Origin of the sequence: Marinomonas sp. PE14-40 (genome assembly GCF_051623805.1) — a bacterium.
In the GTDB taxonomy this organism is placed as follows: domain Bacteria; phylum Pseudomonadota; class Gammaproteobacteria; order Pseudomonadales; family Marinomonadaceae; genus Marinomonas.
Genome location: NZ_CP130700.1, coordinates 1,304,953 through 1,323,122 on the forward strand (window position 1 = coordinate 1,304,953; position 18,170 = coordinate 1,323,122).

Here is an 18,170-nt window from a genome sequence, read left to right on the forward strand (position 1 = left end):
GTATCAAAAAGGAAATTAAGAATAAAATCTACACAGGCAGGATAGACTATCGACCACATCAAATTTTGATATAACTTATTACAATTAGTGAGCGATAGCAGCATCTTTAGTTTGTCAATTCAAATCATAGAGCTTCTCTTATCATGTTGGAAACATAAGAGAAGCTATGTACTCCAAAGATCTATAACTTTACTTATATTACTAAACCAACATTTGTCTACCAACATACCTAGGCTTTCTGATGCCATTATCTCAACAACAGTAAGAGATTAGGCGGTCACTACAACTCTGATATTAAAGTTTCTAAATAGCAATTTTTTTACATTAACTATCAACAGTTATCACTACTTTGAAAAGAACTACAACTAAGAGCCATAATTAAATTAATTTGAAACTTATATTATTTAATAAAAAGAAAAATCAAGTTTTTCAGGTGAAAAATTTGGCTTACAAGACAGCATACTATAGCTTAATAAACCAAATTTTTAATCACCGATAGAGGTAAGACCTTTCAAATTAGATACTACAGTTCACGATTAAACTTCTAATCTCTTTTTTAGCCTGTTCTGACAATTTATCATAGACTGAAATCAACTCAGCCAATTCATCATCCTCACAGTACAAATAAGCAACAGGAACACCTAATACATTACAAATTTTCCCTACTGTATTGATATCGGGCAAATGAGTACCCTTCTCATATTGATTCATTCTTGGGCTAGCCACTGATGGGTCCAAACCAGCATGAATCCCTAACTGCTTTTGAGATAAGCCTACATTTTTTCTAGCTTCTTTTAACCTTTTCGTAAATACATTCACATCGCACATCAATCATCACAAATCCAAACTAAGATTTTCTTAGCAAAGTGATTGATCCGATACTAAGAATAACTTAGCATTAATAGCTAAGAAATACTTAGCACCTAATAAAACCACCACTTAAGGAATCACAATGAAACTCGCACTAGCATCAACGATTACAGCCATAACATTGACTGGCTGTTCTTCTGGCACACTGCCCTGTAACAATGAAGATATAAAAAATACGGTTTTAGACATTATTACAACCGAAGTAAGGAAAGCTCGATATGCTATTGAAAGTGAAGAGAGTAATCGACTTAACAACTACTCTATTGAAGGAATAAAAACCCTTTCTCACAACGAGAAGACCGATTTCTATTCATGTTCTGGAAAGTTTTCATTTGAATTCGATGAGAAAAGTACTAATAAAGAGTTTACATACGAACTTTCGTACTTAGAGGATATAGATGATACTGAAGTTGTTGTATATGGGATTAGTGGGGTTAAAGCTAGAGTGCTAGCTAAAGTAATGGCAGGCAACTTAATTTCAAAATAAAAAAACAGCCTAACTTGCTTCACTAACATCTATAAAAGTTAGGCTGTACACCAATAAATATATTCACTTCAATTAAGGCGCTTATCGACTACACCCAAAAGAGCGCTTCCCCGTTCCATACACTTTCGTTCTATCCTTTGCAAAATAGCTTAGACGCTTGAAAAAAGCTTCGTATTTTTCACTGTAGTTATCATCTTTTTCATTAAATACATACATTCCATTTTTTGCTTGATGAATTAAGCCTCTTGCATCTTTATTTGTATCTTTAAGGGATAAAGCACTTGCCCAAGAAGCCATAATGCGAGTCGCTAAGTTTGGATTAACACTATTTAATTTACCAAACGAATGAAATGCATCTTTGTTAAGCATGATTACTACATGAAAATGATCATTATTTGAGTTATATCTTTCTCTCACCCAAATGTAAGTTAAGTTACTTTTATACACTCTCTTACCCAATCTAAATTGCCTTTTCTCTATAGCCTTAAGCTTTGCCTTAAAAGAGTCAAAAAATTTAGTAATAACCTTATCTGTATCACCTTGAAAATCAGCTGGAAACCTAAGGTCAAATCTAAAAGCAACCAACCTTTTGGAACGCTTAAGACTTTGATCAACTGTAATTTTTATTCTAGACAAATAGTGCTCGTTACACTCTGAAAGGGCGAACAAAATTTGTAAGTTTTGATATTTAAATTTACTCATGAGTTTTCTCTTGTATGTGATTGGTTCATACAAGAGGATCGGAGTATTTTTTTACGTTCTTGATCTTAGAAAAAATCATTTCTTATATACTATTACATGGTCAGTTTTTTTTTGGAGATAAAGTCCCCTCACATACATGTGATTTTTCTGCAATGGCTGCTCTGACATTATTTTAAAGTCTAAAAGCACTTATATGCCGCTAATAATAGACATTAAGCATAAATTACAATACGCTAAAATCATTAATTATATACAACTAAAACACTTTATAATAACTCAAAATTCACTTAGTGATTATATGATCATACCAAAAAAATCAACACGAAAGCATGTTAAACTTCTACTGTTAGATAGGCAGCTAAATACCACTGAGGCTAGAGATCTATTTCTTTTAGATAAAGAAGAGCTCTTGAGCAAAGTCCGTAATTACTATCGACCTCGGATAGATTACAACCTTGAAATGATTAGTGACTATGATTTTACATGGCTCGAGTCACTAGATATTAACGCCTTACTCATTACAAATTTATTGATTAGAGAAACTCATACAATAGATGCTTTAAGAAAAAGATTTACTCCCGAATTTGAACTGTATTTCAACGTAAATGAAGGAGTAGGAGAGAAAATCCGTTTTGAAAAATCCACTTGCCTCGACAGCGATTTATCAAGAAAAAAACTAATATGCAATGTAGTAACCTACTTCGATCTAGAACTAAATCAAAATATTTTGCTAAAAGAAGCTCATTTGAAGTTACTCAAAAAGATTAGTATTGAAATCTATAACAACACAAGAAGCACATTTAACTGGATAAACCAAGAATTAAAACAGTCTGAAGAGAGTTTAAAGTTCGAAATCTTTCAATGGTTTTCAAAAAAATTAAAAAATAAGTCACATAATTCAATAACTGAATATATTAACAATGGCAATATGGAATCACTCTTAAACTTGTTAGTTGTTACATCCTACATATCACACTCTAACGAAGGATTTGAATTAAAGTATAGAAAAATCAAGTCTGCATGGAGCAGTAAAAAAAATCGAGACTCAAACAATGATAAAAAAGCTTGTTCATTTATGCTAAGCACTAAAACTATCGAACTTCTTGATAAGCTAAGCAAACAAAACCGAAGAAAGAAAAATGAAATGCTAGAAATTTTAATTGAAGATTCTTGGCTAAATATGAAAAATGAAAAAAAAGCCGATTAGACACTAATCTAATCGACTTTTTTATGTTGTACTTTTTGATGTACAGAATCAAGAATTTCGTTGTAAGCCTTGATTTTACTATAATAATGGCGGTGAGCAAGAGATTCGAACTCTTGATGCCTTTCGACATACACACTTTCCAGGCGTGCTCCTTCGGCCACTCGGACAGCTCACCACAGGCCACTTTGTAGGCGTCGCCTATCAAAGAGTGCGCGTATATTAATGTCGAAGTGATTGAAACGCAAGCCCTTTTTAACGAGAAATTTAGCTTAGAGTTAGGCTTGATCAAAGATCAATCAAACCATTCAAGGTGGCCAGTTAGATCCACTTCTTTTACTCTTTTCTCTATTGCTTTAGGAGTACCAACATAAATAAAGCCTATCACTTGGTGATGCGCTTCTATCCCTAAAAGTTCTTTTGTTAATTCACTATGAGCAACAGGGCCCGTTCGCCAAATGGCACCATAGCCTAAAGCATTTAGTCCTAATAATACTTGTTGACTAGCTGCTGAAACTGCCATCGTTTGTTCAATCTTAGGGATTTTAGCGTGATCTTCCAATGCTGCTGTCACCACAAGTACAGAGGGTGCTCTATGAGCTTTTTGTACAAAGTTATCTTTTTTCGCCAATGGCATCTCTGGTGTAGTTGCCAATGCATGCTGCCAGTAGCACTCGCCCAAAGCATCTAAGCTATTACCTGTATAAACGCGATAGCGCCAGGGCCTAATAGCACCATGGTCAGCTGCTCTACTTGCCGATTCTAAAACGTCTTGCCATTCTTCTTTCGTCGGTGCTGGAGCTAATAATGCGTTCTGAGAACTTCTTTCACGCATAAATTGGATAAATTCTTTCATATTATTATTTACCTAGGCCATACTTAAATAAGTAAGTCATTGAGTTGCTTTACATTAATTCAATTTACTCATGTTAGCATGAAGTTATAATCTGTCTCATTAGAGATAGAGAGTTTTGGAAATGGATAAGCAAACAATTTACACTAAGTAAGCAGTAGATTTTAAATTAAACTAACTTAGCCATTGATAGACCTAAGAGGCAGCCTGAAAGGCTTTCTCTAGTGAACATAGTATTTATATATTCGATTTTAATAGGCGCCCTTTTACTCATGAAGCTATTGGTATGGACACTCATAGAAATTATTACCTTACTAGTGTTTTCTGGCGGCTTACTAATATGGTTTAAAAGACGCCTAAACAAAAATAAGTCAGAAGCTGAAGCCGTTTCACAAGAAGCGAGCCAAGCCGATAGCAACGCTGACCTAACCCAGAGCGAGTCTACCCCAGAAAGTGAAGATCCGAATTTAGCAGCACTTAAACGATTCGTTAATAATCAAATTTTACATGCCTCTAAGCAACTATCGAGAGCTAAAAACCAAGATAAATCCAAAAAAGTCATTTTAATAAAGCTTTGGGGAACACTTTTAAAAGCAGAAGCAAAAGTGTTAGAGACATCTAACCAAGAAGACACAGAAAGTATTTTAAACAAACAGCTCTCTAATATTTTAAATAACATATTTAGTGCTAACAAAGAGAATTTAGAAGTTAAAGCACTAAAAACGAAACTCGCCAAGCTTGTGAAATCAGCGATTCAGTCAAATGAAGTGCTGCAATTAAAAGTCGAGCTTGATAAAGCTCAAGGAGCGATAAGAAAAGAATTACTAATACAAATTGATAAACTTGAAGAAGCACTCAATCGATTATCAGTTAAAAAGCATGAGCAGAATAATTTAGAGCTATCTATCACTAGCGCCATGAAGAATGTTGATCAACTCAAGCAAGCCTTAAAAAACCTAGAGTTGGACAATGAATTTGAAGAGATTATGCAACAAGATAATCTAACGGATAATAAAGACAGCCAACATGATCTAGGTAAACATAGAGCCAACAAGAAAATAAACTCTTTAAACCAGATCGCAAGCCGTCAGCAGATTGTCATTGACCTGTTAAGAGAGAAACTTAACGAAGCCAGCAAAGAAGAGTCTATCAACATAGATGAATCTCAAGAAATTGCGATCGGCAGAATTGAACAAATGATAAAAGAATCCGACACGCTTATTTTGCAACTTGAGAATGAACTTGGTACAACGAACGTATCAATTGAATCATTAAAGTCAGATATACAAAAAAAGAGCGAACAGCTCATTGCTACTGAGAAAAAGTTGGTTGTAGCAAAGAAAACTGCTTCGACTTCATTCCGTGAATCAGCTAAGAATCAACAATCAAAAGTTGAGGATATGAAAATACAACTTTCAAATGCGCCAGAGAACAGTAAATTAGGAAGCTTGATTGAAGAACAGCAAAAAGAGTCGGCTACTCTTGAGAAGTTGTTAAAAGAGTCTGAAACCTGTGTCACCGTACTAGAGCTTGAATTAGAAAGTGCGAGAAAAGCCAACAATGAAATCATTCACACAATAGAAACAGTTGATCCAAATTTTCGTAATGAAGCGAGTTCAGGTAGCAATAACAAATTTCAGCAGCTGGAAAATCATCATCACAAACTGCTAACAGAACACAGTCAGGTAAAACAACAACTACTTGCCAGCATCAGCCAAGACCAAGAAACAGAACTCAGAAACGAATACAACCGCAAGAACCTTGAAGCGGATAGACTTCAGCTTGCTATTATTGACCTTGAAAAGAAACAGCTCGATAGCAGCAAGCACCTCAACCAGTAACGAAGCAAAAAAAACCAGCTAATACGCTGGTTTTTTTTATAGCGATCATTTACTGACGGCTTAATCTTTCATTACCTAAAGTTAAAGGTTCTGATGCACGGTAAGGGTTGATATCTAATCCACCTCGTCTCACATATCGCGCATTAACAACTAAATAGTCTGGTGCACATTTTTGCATGATATCGATAAAAATTCGCTCAACACATTGCTCATGAAAATCTGTGTGCTCTCTAAAAGAGATGACATATTTAAGTAAGCTTTCATGACAAATTTTAGCACCATGGTATTCAATAAATACCGAACCCCAATCTGGTTGATTCGTCACAGGACAGTTTGATTTTAACAAGTGACTTACAACTTTTTCTTCAACTTGCTCAGAGTCTTTATCAAGCGCTAATAAACTAGCATCAGGATGATAAATACTTGCCTCTACATCTAGATCATCAATACAGTAATCTGCTGTTTGAATCACTAAGTTTTGCATGGCTTCAAGATCACGAATGACAACACTGACTTCAGCACCTGCTGCTGCGCTTAAATCACGCACTAACAGTGTTTCAACTTCTTGCATTGTTTCATAACGCATTTGATTTAAAGAATTCAGGTACAATTTAAAAGACTTTGACTCGATAATGTTTGGTGAGTCATGGGGCAATCTAAACTCAGCAATAGCAACAATAGGCTTACCCTTGCTATTCAACCAAGACACTTCATAAGCATTCCAGATATCTTCACCAAAAAATGGAAGACGTTCAGACTCAATTCCCATTTCCTGCCATTTATCTACTCTAGCAATAGGAAATAACAATTCTGCTGAGTACTCAGAAATGTATTCGGTTTTTTGACCTAGTGGTAACGCACCCATAACAGCCTCACTTAACTCTTTGCAATGTTTAAATATTCTAATAAAACGTTTTTTATAGCAGCAGTTTTCGCTTCTTGCTTGCGCTGCTATTAGCTTCTAATACCATGCCCACGGTTTAGTAGACGAAGTGCATAGGTAAATAAAACAGCGATAAAAGCAAGAATGATCACGATGGCATATCCCACATTAATGTCAGAAACACCAAGCACGCCATAACGAAAAGCATTCACCATGTATAACACAGGATTTAATAGTGACATGTTTTGCCAAAAGCTTGGCAACAAATCAATTGAATAGAACACACCGCCTAGATAAGTCAAAGGCACTAATACAAAGGTTGGAATGATAGAAATATCATCGAAACTCTTGGCATATACTGCATTTACAAAACCACCTAAAGAAAACAGTACAGCAGTCAAAAACACCACTAGAATGGTAATTAGTAGATTCTCAAGGTGCATATCCGTAAAGAAAAGCGACAAGAGAGTCACGATAAAACCAACAAACAAACCACGTGTAACACCACCAACAACGTAACCCATTAAAATAATCCAGTTAGGTGTTGGCGAAACTAACAGCTCTTGGACGTTATGCTGAAATTTAGCAGAATAAAATGAAGCGGATACATTGGCATAGGAATTGGTAATGATAGACATCATAATTAAGCCCGGCACTATGTATTGCATATAGCTAAAGCCACCCATTTCACCAATACGAGAACCAATTAGATTACCGAAAATGGCAAAGTATAAGGTCATGGTTATGGCAGGTGGTAATAAGGTTTGTGGCCAAATTCGCATAAAACGGCGTATTTCTCGTCGAACGATCGTTAAGAAAGCCACCAATATTTGTGTATTTTTCATAATTTAAATTACCCCTTGGTTAACTTCACAAACAGCTCTTCTAAGCGGTTTGATTTGTTACGCATACTTTGCACTTGCAAGCCTTGCTCATTCAGCGCGATAAAAATGTCATTGATGGATTGACCCTTACTTACTTCCACTTCAATTGAGTGTCCATCTGCCAATGTATTAACCGCAAAGCCATCAATACTGACGTCAGAATCAATATTTGTCGCTAAATCCAAGATGAAGGTTTCTTGGTTCAAGGTTTTTAAGAGGGATTTCACACTGGTGTTTTCAACGATTTCACCTTTGTTAATAATAGCGATATTGCGACACAACTGCTCTGCTTCCTCTAAATAGTGGGTAGTTAGAATGATCGTTGTACCATTATCATTTAACTCTTTGATGAACTCCCACATTGAGCGTCGAAGCTCGATATCTACCCCTGCCGTTGGTTCATCGAGAATAAGTACTTGAGGCTCATGTATTAACGCTCTTGCTATCATCAAACGACGCTTCATACCACCAGAGAGCTGCATAGAAGGGTTATTACGCTTTTCCCATAATCCTAATTGCTTCAAGTATTTTTCAGCTCTTGGCGCTGCAACATCATAAGGAATGCCATAGAAACCAGCTTGAGTCACAATGATATTAAAAGGCGTTTCAAATACGTTGAAGTTAAACTCTTGTGGTACAACACCTAAATATTGCTTAGCGCCAGCAAAGTCTTTATCGATATCGACCCCGAAAATAGAGACCTTACCTTCAGTTTTATTCACTAAAGAGCACAGAATACCAATCGTTGTAGATTTACCCGCACCATTTGGTCCTAGTAGTGCGAAGAAATCGCCCTTCTCCACTTTAAGGTCAACCCCTTTAAGGGCTTCAAAACCATTATCATAACGTTTTTTTAAGTCACTAATTTCTATTGCATATGTCATAATTACTCATCTTTGCCAGCATTGGGCTGGCATGAACATTTAACTGTAAAAGGCTATTACGTGGATTCTCGTAACGATTTCATATTGAATGCATTCAAAGATCTAAAAAGCAGAATGTCTGAACATTTTCCTTTTGATCAAACACCCTTAAATGAAGAAGAAGCTGATCTGATTGAAAAAATGAATCAGTTATTTCAAGACATAGAAAATCAAGCGGCAGATTACAGTTTTGACGCTCAAGAAATCTTATCTCGATTTATTCGTTGTTACGCAAACTTAGTACCTTTGGTACGTCGCGAATTACTTTGGTTTATCGGTGGCGAGTGTTTACACTTTCTTGGTGATGAAGAACTCAGCTTTTACCAGGAGTTAGAAGACCGTTTGTATCAACTCGATAACCAAGGCATTAATGTGGACTTAAATGAGCAAATCAAGTCTTTACGTCAAGAATTAGATACAAATAACTCAAATACTACTCATTAAGCTAGATTTATCCATTTTAGCCAAACTTAAACTGATCTTTAAGACATAAAAATAGGAGCTCAAGCTCCTATTTTTATACTTATAAGATTCGCTAAACTTTACTAAACACCAGCGATCCATTCGTTCCACCAAAACCAAATGAATTATTTAGTACAACATCAATACGACGTTTTTGTGGTGTATGTGGCACATAATTCAAATCACAGCCGTCACCGGGGCTTTCTAAATTAATCGTTGGTGGTGCCAATTGATCGCGTATCGCTAATACAGAAAAAATAGATTCAACTGCTCCAGAAGCACCTAATAAATGGCCTATCATGGATTTTGTTGAACTAATTGCCACATCTGAAGCAGCAGGCCCCATTAATGACTTAACAGCATTAGTTTCCGCTAAATCACCAGCTGGTGTAGAAGTACCATGGGCATTAATATAATCCACATCAGCAGCTTCTAGTTTTGCATCTTTTAATGCAGCTGACATGGCAGATAAAGCACCAACACCAGATTCAGGTGGCGCAGTCATATGATGCGCGTCATCACTCATGCCAAAACCAGCTAGCTCTGCATAAATTTTCGCTCCACGAGCTTTAGCATGCTCATATTCTTCTAGTACTAATATGCCAGCACCATCACCCATAACAAAGCCATCACGGTCTTTATCCCAAGGTCGACTTGCTGTTTTAGGATCATCATTTCGTGTTGATAATGCCCTTGCCGCACCAAAACCACCGATCCCCAATTGGGTAATCGCCATTTCAGCACCGCCTGCTATCATAACGTCTGCATCACCATAGGAGATCATACGCCCTGCCATACCAATGTTGTGGGTACCTGTTGTACAGGCCGTTACGATTGATATGTTTGGTCCTTTAAAGCCAAATTTGATAGCGACATGCCCAGAGATCATATTTATGATTGCCCCTGGTACAAAAAAAGGAGAAATTCTTTTTGGGCCTGATTTATTTAGTAGTTCCACATTCTTTTCAATCATGGGAAGACCACCAATACCAGAACCGATTGCACAGCCTACTCGGTTATAGTCTAAATTATCATTCAAAAGTTCGGCATCATCTAAAGCCTGCATAGAAGCAGCCATGCCATATTGAATGAAAAGATCCATCTTACGAGCTTCTTTTGCTGTCATGTATTGAGCAACATCGAAGTCTTTTACTTGTGCAGCAAAGCGTGTGGAAAATTGAGACGCATCAAAAACATCAATGTCAGATACACCACTTTTTCCTTCCAATACGTTATCCCACGTATCTTTCACATTGCTGCCCAAAGGGGTAACCATTCCCATACCTGTGACAACAACACGACGACGAGACATATCCTTCCTCCAAAAGTACGCCCAACCCGAAAAGGCTTTATAAAAAAGGGCTATAGAAAAGAAAAGCCGCTATGTACAAGACAAGCGGCTTCTCCAAAAACTCAGTTTACCAAATTACAGGTTCGAATTGATGTAATCATTCGCAGCCTGAACTGTGGTAATTTTCTCAGCTTCTTCATCAGGGATTTCAGTATCGAACTCCTCTTCCAAAGCCATTACTAGCTCAACTGTGTCTAGAGAATCTGCACCTAGGTCATCAACGAAAGAAGCAGTTGCTACTACTTCCTCTTCTTTAACACCAAGTTGTTCACAAACAATTTTTTTAACGCGTTCTTCAATGCTACTCATTAGAAGTTCCTACTCTACTCATTGTTAGCTCATTTGAGCTTTATAAAAATGTATAACCGTCTTTACGACGTGATTCTCAAGATGAACCGGACCGCTATTTTCGTTGATATCGTTAGAAAATTCAACTCAAATTACGCCATATACATGCCACCATTAACATGTATTGTTTCACCCGTAATATATGAAGCACCTTCAGATGCCAAAAATGCGACTGCAGCCGCAATTTCTTCAGGTTGACCAAGACGAGACGCTGGGACTTTTTCAGTCAAAGCGGCTTTATGCTCTTCTGGTAATACCTTAGTCATATCTGTTTCGATAAAGCCTGGAGCGACACAGTTCACTGTGATGCCACGTGATGCTATCTCAGATGCCAAAGAACGACTAAAACCTTCTAAGCCTGCTTTAGCAGCAGAATAGTTTGCTTGACCTGGGTTACCCATAGAGCCAACAACTGAACTGATACTAATCACACGACCAAATTTCGCTTTTGTCATTCCACGCATACACGCTTTCGTTACACGATACACAGAAGATAGGTTGGTGTTAATTACAGAATCCCACTCATCTTCTTTCATGCGCAACATAAGGTTATCACGAGTAATACCAGCATTATTTACTAGAACTGTCGGAGCTGCAAAGTCTGCTGTAATGGCCTTAACCACTTCAGTCACTGAGTCTGCATCGGCAACATCTAGGACATAACCTTTACCAGCATTACCCGCTTCAGCAAGATAATCAGAAATACTTTGTGCACCTGATTCACTCGTTGCTGTACCAATAACCGTTGCACCTTGTTGACCAAGCAACAAAGCAATCGCTTTACCTATTCCGCGCGTAGCACCTGTTACTAGGGCTATTTTGCCTTCAAGACCCATCACTGTCTCCGTTTTTACTTATCGTAATTTTTAAATTGTTGTTATATGGAGTGTTTATATTCATAAACACTCAAAATAGCAATTATTAATTTTTTGAAATTGCAGCGTCAAAGCTCGCAAGATCAGAAATTGTTGCTGCACCCAAGCCTTTAACAATACGCTTATTTAGGCCTGACAATACTTTTCCAGGACCGCACTCTAATGTCTCAGTTACGCCAAGATCAGACAGAAGAGCAACCGTTTGAGTCCATAGAACTGGCTCACTTAGTTGCGCTAAAAGATTCGCTTTTAGTTTTGCAGGGTCTGATTCTGCTTTTGCTGTAACGTTTTGAATTAGTGTGCAATTAGGCGCATTAAATTCAATTTTTTCTAGATCAAGTGCTAGTTTTTCGCCTGCTGGAATCATTAATTCACAATGAGACGGTACGCTCACAGGCAGTGGCAATGCACGTTTAGCACCAGCTTCTTTTGCCGCAGCCATTGCAGCCTCTACTGGCGCAACATGGCCTGCAATAACAACTTGACCAGGCGAGTTAAAGTTAACAGCACTAACAACACCCTCTATACCTTCACATGCCGCTACAACTTGATCATCAGCAAGACCAATAATGGCAGCCATTGCACCTTCACCAGCTGGAACAGCCTGTTGCATGTATTCGCCACGCAAACGAACAAGGTTTACGGCATCAGCAAAGGCCATTACACCTGAACATACTAAAGCTGAATACTCACCTAAACTATGACCTGCAACATAAGCTGGCTGCGCACCACCTTGTTGTTGCCATAAACGCCAAAGTGCAACACTTGCTGTTAGCAAAGCTGGTTGAGTTTTATCTGTCTGATTTAACTTATCGGCATCATTTTGAACAAGCACCCAAAGGTCGTAACCTAGCACTTCAGATGCTTCAGCAAATGTTTCTTCAATAACACTATGGGTTTGTGCAAGATCTGCCAACATACCCAATTGCTGAGAACCTTGCCCAGGAAAGACAAAAGCTAATTCATTTTTCATTCGATTTCCTCTCTAGTCAATCGCGCCTCAATTTTTTTAGATAGTTGAGTTCGCGCTATATCAATTCCGTATTCAACCGCCCCCATCATGGCAGGCACATCTGAATCCCCATGACTTTTTACCAAATTGCCGCGAACACCCACCAGACAAGCCCCGTGTCGTCGCTCACTTTGGTAAAAAGACTCAAGCACTTGATTCGAATCCTTCAATTGCGCTGTTTTTCCCATCAAAAAGTGCAACAGACCTTCTGACGCTTTTAAAACAGCATTCCCCACCATGCCATCACACACTATGACATTTTTATCACCCGTAAAAAGCTCATGCCCTTCTGCGTATCCAAGGTAATTCGGCCACTTTCGCTTTGAAAGTAAATTATCCACTTGTTTAACTATGTTGCTACCTTTACTTGCTTCAACACCAACATTGAGTAAACCAACTTTAGCCTTCTCTTTACCCATCTCTTCAACATAGGCAGAGCCAAGTTCGGCAAAACCACACAACATACTTGCTGGACAATGCACATTAGCGCCTAAATCAACAAGGCAACGTAATGGCTTAACACTAAGCTCTCGCATCAAAGCCGGGTATAACTTAGGCCTAATCAATCCTAATAAGTAACGCGCTAAAGCAACCATAACCCCAGTATTTCCACAGGTCACTACTACATCGCTTCGGCCTTGCTTCATACTTAATAAAGCTTGATATAGGCTTGCTTCTTTTCGTTTAAATAAACTTCGCTCTAACTCTTCATCCACTCGATAGTAGTCAAGACAATTAACTAATGTTAAACGTGACAATGCATCTTTAGTGAACTTTGATAGATATGGGTTCTTAGAGTTGTTTTTACAAGAGCTAGACTCATGATAATAGAGCTGAATCTCAATATCAGAGTATTTTGAAAGGAGGTTATTTGCACATTCAAATGCAATGCAGGGACCTAAGTCCCCGCCCATAGCGTCAATAGCTACCCTAATCATACGGGTATCTAGTTACTCACCTTTTGGTGTGATAACTTGACGACCACGGTAAAAACCGTCTGCAGAGATGTGGTGACGACGATGAGTTTCACCTGTAGCTTGTTCTACAGATAAAGCTGCACCAGTCAATGCATCATGAGAACGGCGTTGGCCGCGACGTGAACGAGTCACTTTACTTTTTTGTACTGCCATTTTGGAGCTCCTAACTTTTGGCCTTTAATTGGGCCAATATACTAAATGGATTCGGATTTTCTTCGTCATCCGGGGCGTCATCGGTAGACGATGCATACTTTAAAGCTATTGGGTTGCAACCACTTTGATCATGATAAGCAACTACTGGTAGCGCCAGAAGTAATTCTTCTTCTATCATTTTGGCTAAAACAATCTCACCTTCAGTCATAACAACTGGATCATAATCAACAGATATATTTTTAGCATGGTCTTCGTCATAAACGAAAGCCAAAGCTAATTCTATATCCACATCATATGGGGTCGGTTCCATACATCTTTGACAGATGAGTTGAACCTGGGTTTTAAGATTGCCTGTCGCGATGTAGCGCCTATCTTCATCAACTTTAAAGTTCAGATGAACAGTCACTTCACCAACATCAGACGCCAAGGCAGCACAAAGCTCCTTAAGCTGGTTAAGGGAGATTTGTCCTTCAAGTGCCATTTCGTGATTGGCATACTTGCGAGGGTCTATATATATGGGTAATGAGCTATTCAACATGGCGGCAAATGATATGGATATGCATGCTAGTTGTCAAAGTTTGATTGCTATTTGAAGCAGTTTTTATACACTTTTCATCAACTTTCTTAAAAAAGTTTTAAAATCAATCGTGTTTTTCATTTTTATTAGGATAAACAGTGCAAAAAAGACTCATTTTAGGCTCCTCTTCACGTTACCGAAAAGCACTCTTGGAAAGATTAAATCTCCCATTTGAGTGCATTAGTCCCGATATCGATGAAGCCCCTTTAGAAAAAGAAGCACCAAAGGCATTAGTAGAAAGATTAGCAAAGGAAAAAGCCACGGCTATTTTTGAGCAAATCTCAAACACTCAGGAAAGCATCATAATTACTTCTGACCAAGTAGCTTGCTTAGAAGGACAAATTCTTGGCAAACCTTTAACAAGAGATAACGCAATTAAACAGCTCAGTCTTTTTAGTGGCAAAAAAGTAGAGTTCTTAACAAGCCTTTGTGTTACTGATAGCAAAACTAAACAAGCTGATCTCTCAACAAGCGTATATAGCGTTTACTTTAGAGAGCTAAGCCTTGCAGAAATTGAAGGTTACGTTGATGCAGAGCAACCGTTAGCTTGTGCAGGCAGCTTTAAGTGTGAAGGTTTGGGTGTGGCTCTATTTGAAAAAATGGAAGGTGATGACCCAAATGCATTAATAGGACTACCATTAATAAAAGTATGTCAATCACTTAGCGATTTTGGGCTTAACCCTTTAACTCACCAAGCTTTCTAATAAGTAGCAGTATAAGGAAAGTCTAAACAAAATTTTATTTGGCTCTAAGCTCATCAAAGCTTAGAGCCAATATATTTACTGTAGACGCATTGACTCTAAAAACGTGTTAGTCACGCTAACGCCAAAGGATTTAATAACATCTTCCCACGGTTCTTTATCCTCTGTGAAGTACAACACTTCCAAACCTTTATATTCACTATTTAATAGCTGATAAAAGCTTGCTAGGCCATCGATCAAACCCAGATCAACTGCTTGAGCACCGGTAAACACAGCACCAGTAAAGAGATCTGATGACTCTTTAAGCCTATCTCCACGCCCTTCTTTCACTGCATCAATAAACTGACCATGCGTTTCATCTAAGACGGCTTGCCATTTATCTATTGAAGATTGAGCCATAGGTAAAAAAGGATCTAAGAAAGCTTTGTTTTCACCAGCTGTAAATACGCGCCTTTCAACACCGATCTTTTTCAACAACTCTGTCGCTTCGAACCCAGCCGAGATAACACCAATAGAGCCAACTAAACTCGCCTTATCTGCGTATATATGATCAACAGCTGAGGCGATATAATAACCACCAGAAGCAGCAAGGTCTTCAACAACCACATATGTTGGGACATTTGGATACTGCTTGCGCTTAAGCTGAATAGCATCATAAATGATTCCCGAGTGCACTGGACTACCACCAGGGCTATTCATTTTTAACACTAACGCTTTTATTCCAGGCTTCGCATAAGCATCATCTATTAATGGCAAAACCACGTTAGCATCAACAGGTTGACCTGCTCCGATTTGACCTTCCATCGGAATCACGGCGACATAATTAGTTTGAACATCAAGCTCTGAGATATCAGTTTCACTCATTGCCACAACAAAAACCGCAATAATCACAGAAAAAGTTAAGCTTCTAAAAAAGATATTCCAACGACGCGCTCGTCGCTTTTCAACCAAATTCTCTTTTAGTGTTCCTTCTAACAGCTGCCAAAGTTTATCGGTATTTTTATTGCCACCCTCATTAGAAGGTGAAGTATTCTCCCTCCCTTCCACCTTTTTATCATGGTTTAACTGCGACTGACCCGGCTCATCCATTTGATCAACTTGAGCCTGCCCTTCACCAAGCGGCTTTATTGCTTTATCTTCGTCTTCCGTCCAAGCCATAACCTAATTTCACCCTATAAATTGTCAATCACATTTAAAACTTAATATCTTTTGAATATGCGGTCACTCCTAAAAATATCAAGCATTAAAGAGTGAATCCTCCTACACAGACTCACAAAACACTTATCAGTTCGACAAATACTCTAAATAACAATAAACAAGATAGGATTTATCCATAAATTATCCACTTACATCGCCATTTCCGATAGAATTTATCTCGATTCATCAAGAAGATGCACAGACGCAATTTCTGACAATTTATTATTCACCATATAACAATTATGGTAGACAAAAATGGAGTCTCACATGAGCCAAGGTTATACCCTAGAAGAAATCACTGTAGGACAAAGTGTCGAAGTGACTAAAGTAGTGTCAGCAGAAGATGTTCAAGCATTTGCAGATTTAACAGGTGACCACAACCCGGTTCACCTTGATGCAGAATTCGCTGCAACTACTCAATTCGAAAAACCGATAGCGCACGGCATGCTAGGTGCAGGCCTAATTTCAGCCGCCATTGCGTCTGAACTTCCAGGGCCTGGTAGCATTTATTTAGAACAGGCACTTAAATTTCGTGCCCCTGTTTTTGTCGGTGCGAAAGTTATTACACGCATCACAGTTCTTGAAAAAGACGAACGCCGTCGTCGTGTGACACTCAAAACAGAATGCTTATGCGGTGATACTGTTGTGATCAAAGGTGAAGCTATCATTATGATTCCAAAAGCTTAGCACCCCAATCAAAAAGACCGCACTGATTTTTCATAGCGCGGTCTTTTTTATAACGAATTAAATTTTATTTAGTAAATACCCGTTAAATTTTTATTCATAGCATTACGCCACTCATCATCAATTGGGGCTTCAACCAAAATACGCTGATCATTAAGCATAATGTCTAATTTAGCGGCATGAAGACACAATCGTTTAAACCCAAGCGCCTTCGCCTCTTTATTTTGCTCTGATGGCGAATATTTATCATCACCGACTATTGGGTAACCTGCATGTAAAGTGTGCACTCGGATTTGATGGGTTCTACCTGTTACTGGCTCACACTCAACCAAACTGTAACCTTCAAACTGACGCAGTAATTTAAAACGCGTTAAACTTTCTTTACCGTCGGTATGCACTTTTACAACACGTTCACCAGATTTGAGCTCATTTTTCAAAAGAGGCGCATTCACCTGCAACTTACGTTTTGGCCAAGAGCCATAAACTAACGCTTGATATGTTTTTTGAACGCCTTCTTTATCGCGTAGTGCTGCATGAAGCTGCTTAAGTACTGATCGCTTTTTAGAGATCATAATTAACCCAGACGTGTCTCTGTCTAATCTATGTACTAACTCAATGCTTTTTTCTTTAGTTCGCAATTGCCTAACAACTTCTACCAAACCAAAGTTTAGGCCACTACCACCATGTACAGCTAAACCAGAAGGCTTATTTACTACAATTAAACCAGCATCTTCGTACACGATACGAGACTCGATTATTTGCATCAATTTCTGTGGAACTGCTGAAACTTCTTTAGGTGGCTCGACAACAATAGGCGCTATCCTAACAATGTCGCCCGAATAAATACGAGTATCAGGTTTGACGCGCTTTTTATTAACACGTATTTCACCTTTTCTTAACAGGTTATAGATACGTCCTTTAGGAACCCCTTTTAGCTGGGCCATTAAATAATTATCGATTCTCTGATCATGATTATTTTCATCGATTGTATTAATTTTGACCTTTGGACGGTCATTTTCATTACTCTTCGTATCTGACATAACTGAAGAATGGTTTCCTTTATAATTGAAGCACTTAGTTTTTACTGATATATTCACATGCGCAGAGGGTAAGAGGCAAACAAAACGCCTCGAAGTCTAAAAAGAACCCCAAAAGAGCTCCCGCTGAAGCGACACTTCAGTTTATA

General features: G+C 38.2%; 21 protein-coding genes and 1 tRNA gene. 6 read left to right on the plus strand and 16 right to left on the minus strand.

Features of this window, described 5'->3' with window-relative positions; all coding sequences use genetic code 11:
- Positions 1 to 516: 516 nt before the first annotated feature.
- A complete protein-coding gene (locus Q0A08_RS05965) occupies positions 517 to 819 on the minus strand; it encodes a helix-turn-helix domain-containing protein (RefSeq protein WP_438465568.1) in 303 nt (100 codons plus the stop codon).
- Positions 820 to 952: 133 nt separating this feature from the next.
- On the opposite strand from Q0A08_RS05965, the gene Q0A08_RS05970 reads away from it, so the two are divergent.
- Entirely contained in the window at positions 953 to 1,357 is a 405-nt protein-coding gene (locus tag Q0A08_RS05970; RefSeq protein WP_438465569.1) for a hypothetical protein, read from the plus strand.
- Positions 1,358 to 1,438: 81 nt separating this feature from the next.
- Here the strand turns inward: Q0A08_RS05970 and Q0A08_RS05975 are convergent, their stop codons facing one another.
- Positions 1,439 to 2,059: an inovirus Gp2 family protein gene (locus tag Q0A08_RS05975; protein ID WP_438465570.1), complete on the minus strand. Its 621-nt coding sequence runs from the start codon at positions 2,057 to 2,059 to the stop codon at positions 1,439 to 1,441.
- Between the two features lie 298 nt (positions 2,060 to 2,357).
- On the opposite strand from Q0A08_RS05975, the gene Q0A08_RS05980 reads away from it, so the two are divergent.
- The gene (locus Q0A08_RS05980) at positions 2,358 to 3,266 is read left to right on the plus strand and encodes a hypothetical protein (RefSeq protein ID WP_438465571.1); all 909 of its coding nucleotides are present in this window, start codon (positions 2,358 to 2,360) and stop codon (positions 3,264 to 3,266) included.
- Between the two features lie 87 nt (positions 3,267 to 3,353).
- Here the strand turns inward: Q0A08_RS05980 and Q0A08_RS05985 are convergent.
- Together Q0A08_RS05985 and Q0A08_RS05990 are read right to left on the minus strand one after the other, a co-directional pair.
- Positions 3,354 to 3,441 (minus strand) — tRNA-Ser (locus Q0A08_RS05985).
- 117 nt (positions 3,442 to 3,558) lie between these two features.
- Positions 3,559 to 4,119 (minus strand): nitroreductase family protein, encoded by a 561-nt coding sequence (locus tag Q0A08_RS05990; RefSeq protein ID WP_438465572.1) that lies wholly within the window; start codon positions 4,117 to 4,119, stop codon positions 3,559 to 3,561.
- 269 nt (positions 4,120 to 4,388) lie between these two features.
- On the opposite strand from Q0A08_RS05990, the gene Q0A08_RS05995 reads away from it, so the two are divergent.
- Positions 4,389 to 5,957 (plus strand): hypothetical protein, encoded by a 1,569-nt coding sequence (locus tag Q0A08_RS05995; RefSeq protein ID WP_438465573.1) that lies wholly within the window; start codon positions 4,389 to 4,391, stop codon positions 5,955 to 5,957.
- A 49-nt stretch (positions 5,958 to 6,006) separates the two neighbouring features.
- Here the strand turns inward: Q0A08_RS05995 and queF are convergent, their stop codons facing one another.
- The 3 genes from queF to Q0A08_RS06010 form a co-directional block, all read right to left on the minus strand.
- Positions 6,007 to 6,822 carry an NADPH-dependent 7-cyano-7-deazaguanine reductase QueF gene (gene queF / locus Q0A08_RS06000; RefSeq protein WP_438465574.1) on the minus strand — a complete coding sequence of 272 codons (816 nt, stop codon included), beginning with the start codon at positions 6,820 to 6,822 and terminating at the stop codon, positions 6,007 to 6,009.
- Between the two features lie 89 nt (positions 6,823 to 6,911).
- A complete protein-coding gene (locus tag Q0A08_RS06005) occupies positions 6,912 to 7,685 on the minus strand; it encodes an ABC transporter permease (protein WP_438465575.1) in 774 nt (257 codons plus the stop codon).
- 8 nt (positions 7,686 to 7,693) lie between these two features.
- Positions 7,694 to 8,608 (minus strand): ABC transporter ATP-binding protein, encoded by a 915-nt coding sequence (locus Q0A08_RS06010; protein ID WP_438465576.1) that lies wholly within the window; start codon positions 8,606 to 8,608, stop codon positions 7,694 to 7,696.
- 60 nt (positions 8,609 to 8,668) lie between these two features.
- Between Q0A08_RS06010 and Q0A08_RS06015 the strand changes: the two genes are divergently transcribed.
- Entirely contained in the window at positions 8,669 to 9,091 is a 423-nt protein-coding gene (locus tag Q0A08_RS06015; protein ID WP_438465577.1) for a PA2817 family protein, read from the plus strand.
- Positions 9,092 to 9,182: 91 nt separating this feature from the next.
- Here the strand turns inward: Q0A08_RS06015 and fabF are convergent, their stop codons facing one another.
- From fabF to Q0A08_RS06050, 7 genes are all read right to left on the minus strand, one after another.
- Complete coding sequence (gene fabF / locus Q0A08_RS06020; RefSeq protein WP_438465578.1) at positions 9,183 to 10,421, minus strand: beta-ketoacyl-ACP synthase II; 1,239 nt, start codon at positions 10,419 to 10,421, stop codon at positions 9,183 to 9,185.
- 114 nt (positions 10,422 to 10,535) lie between these two features.
- Positions 10,536 to 10,769 carry an acyl carrier protein gene (gene acpP / locus Q0A08_RS06025; protein ID WP_438465579.1) on the minus strand — a complete coding sequence of 78 codons (234 nt, stop codon included), beginning with the start codon at positions 10,767 to 10,769 and terminating at the stop codon, positions 10,536 to 10,538.
- 131 nt (positions 10,770 to 10,900) lie between these two features.
- A complete protein-coding gene (gene fabG / locus Q0A08_RS06030) occupies positions 10,901 to 11,644 on the minus strand; it encodes a 3-oxoacyl-ACP reductase FabG (protein ID WP_438465580.1) in 744 nt (247 codons plus the stop codon).
- An 85-nt stretch (positions 11,645 to 11,729) separates the two neighbouring features.
- Entirely contained in the window at positions 11,730 to 12,656 is a 927-nt protein-coding gene (gene fabD / locus Q0A08_RS06035; protein WP_438465581.1) for an ACP S-malonyltransferase, read from the minus strand.
- On the minus strand, positions 12,653 to 13,633 hold the full coding sequence (locus Q0A08_RS06040; protein ID WP_438465582.1) for a fatty acid synthesis protein: 981 nt from the start codon (positions 13,631 to 13,633) through the stop codon (positions 12,653 to 12,655). The genes fabD and Q0A08_RS06040 overlap by 4 nt, the downstream gene beginning before the upstream one ends.
- Before the next feature lie 12 nt (positions 13,634 to 13,645).
- Complete coding sequence (gene rpmF, locus Q0A08_RS06045; RefSeq protein WP_009831529.1) at positions 13,646 to 13,825, minus strand: 50S ribosomal protein L32; 180 nt, start codon at positions 13,823 to 13,825, stop codon at positions 13,646 to 13,648.
- A gap of 10 nt (positions 13,826 to 13,835) precedes the next feature.
- Positions 13,836 to 14,306, minus strand: a complete 471-nt coding sequence (locus Q0A08_RS06050) for a YceD family protein (protein ID WP_438465583.1) — start codon at positions 14,304 to 14,306, stop codon at positions 13,836 to 13,838.
- Between the two features lie 194 nt (positions 14,307 to 14,500).
- Here Q0A08_RS06050 and Q0A08_RS06055 point away from each other — a divergent pair, with 194 nt between their 5' ends.
- The gene (locus Q0A08_RS06055) at positions 14,501 to 15,106 is read left to right on the plus strand and encodes a Maf family protein (RefSeq protein WP_438465584.1); all 606 of its coding nucleotides are present in this window, start codon (positions 14,501 to 14,503) and stop codon (positions 15,104 to 15,106) included.
- A gap of 75 nt (positions 15,107 to 15,181) precedes the next feature.
- On the opposite strand, the gene Q0A08_RS06060 is transcribed toward Q0A08_RS06055, so the two are convergent.
- On the minus strand, positions 15,182 to 16,261 hold the full coding sequence (locus Q0A08_RS06060) for a S49 family peptidase (RefSeq protein WP_438465585.1): 1,080 nt from the start codon (positions 16,259 to 16,261) through the stop codon (positions 15,182 to 15,184).
- Between the two features lie 306 nt (positions 16,262 to 16,567).
- On the opposite strand from Q0A08_RS06060, the gene Q0A08_RS06065 reads away from it, so the two are divergent.
- Positions 16,568 to 16,987 (plus strand): MaoC family dehydratase, encoded by a 420-nt coding sequence (locus Q0A08_RS06065; RefSeq protein WP_438465586.1) that lies wholly within the window; start codon positions 16,568 to 16,570, stop codon positions 16,985 to 16,987.
- 68 nt (positions 16,988 to 17,055) lie between these two features.
- On the opposite strand, the gene Q0A08_RS06070 is transcribed toward Q0A08_RS06065, so the two are convergent.
- Entirely contained in the window at positions 17,056 to 18,024 is a 969-nt protein-coding gene (locus tag Q0A08_RS06070; RefSeq protein ID WP_438465587.1) for an RluA family pseudouridine synthase, read from the minus strand.
- Between the last annotated feature and the right edge of the window lie 146 nt (positions 18,025 to 18,170).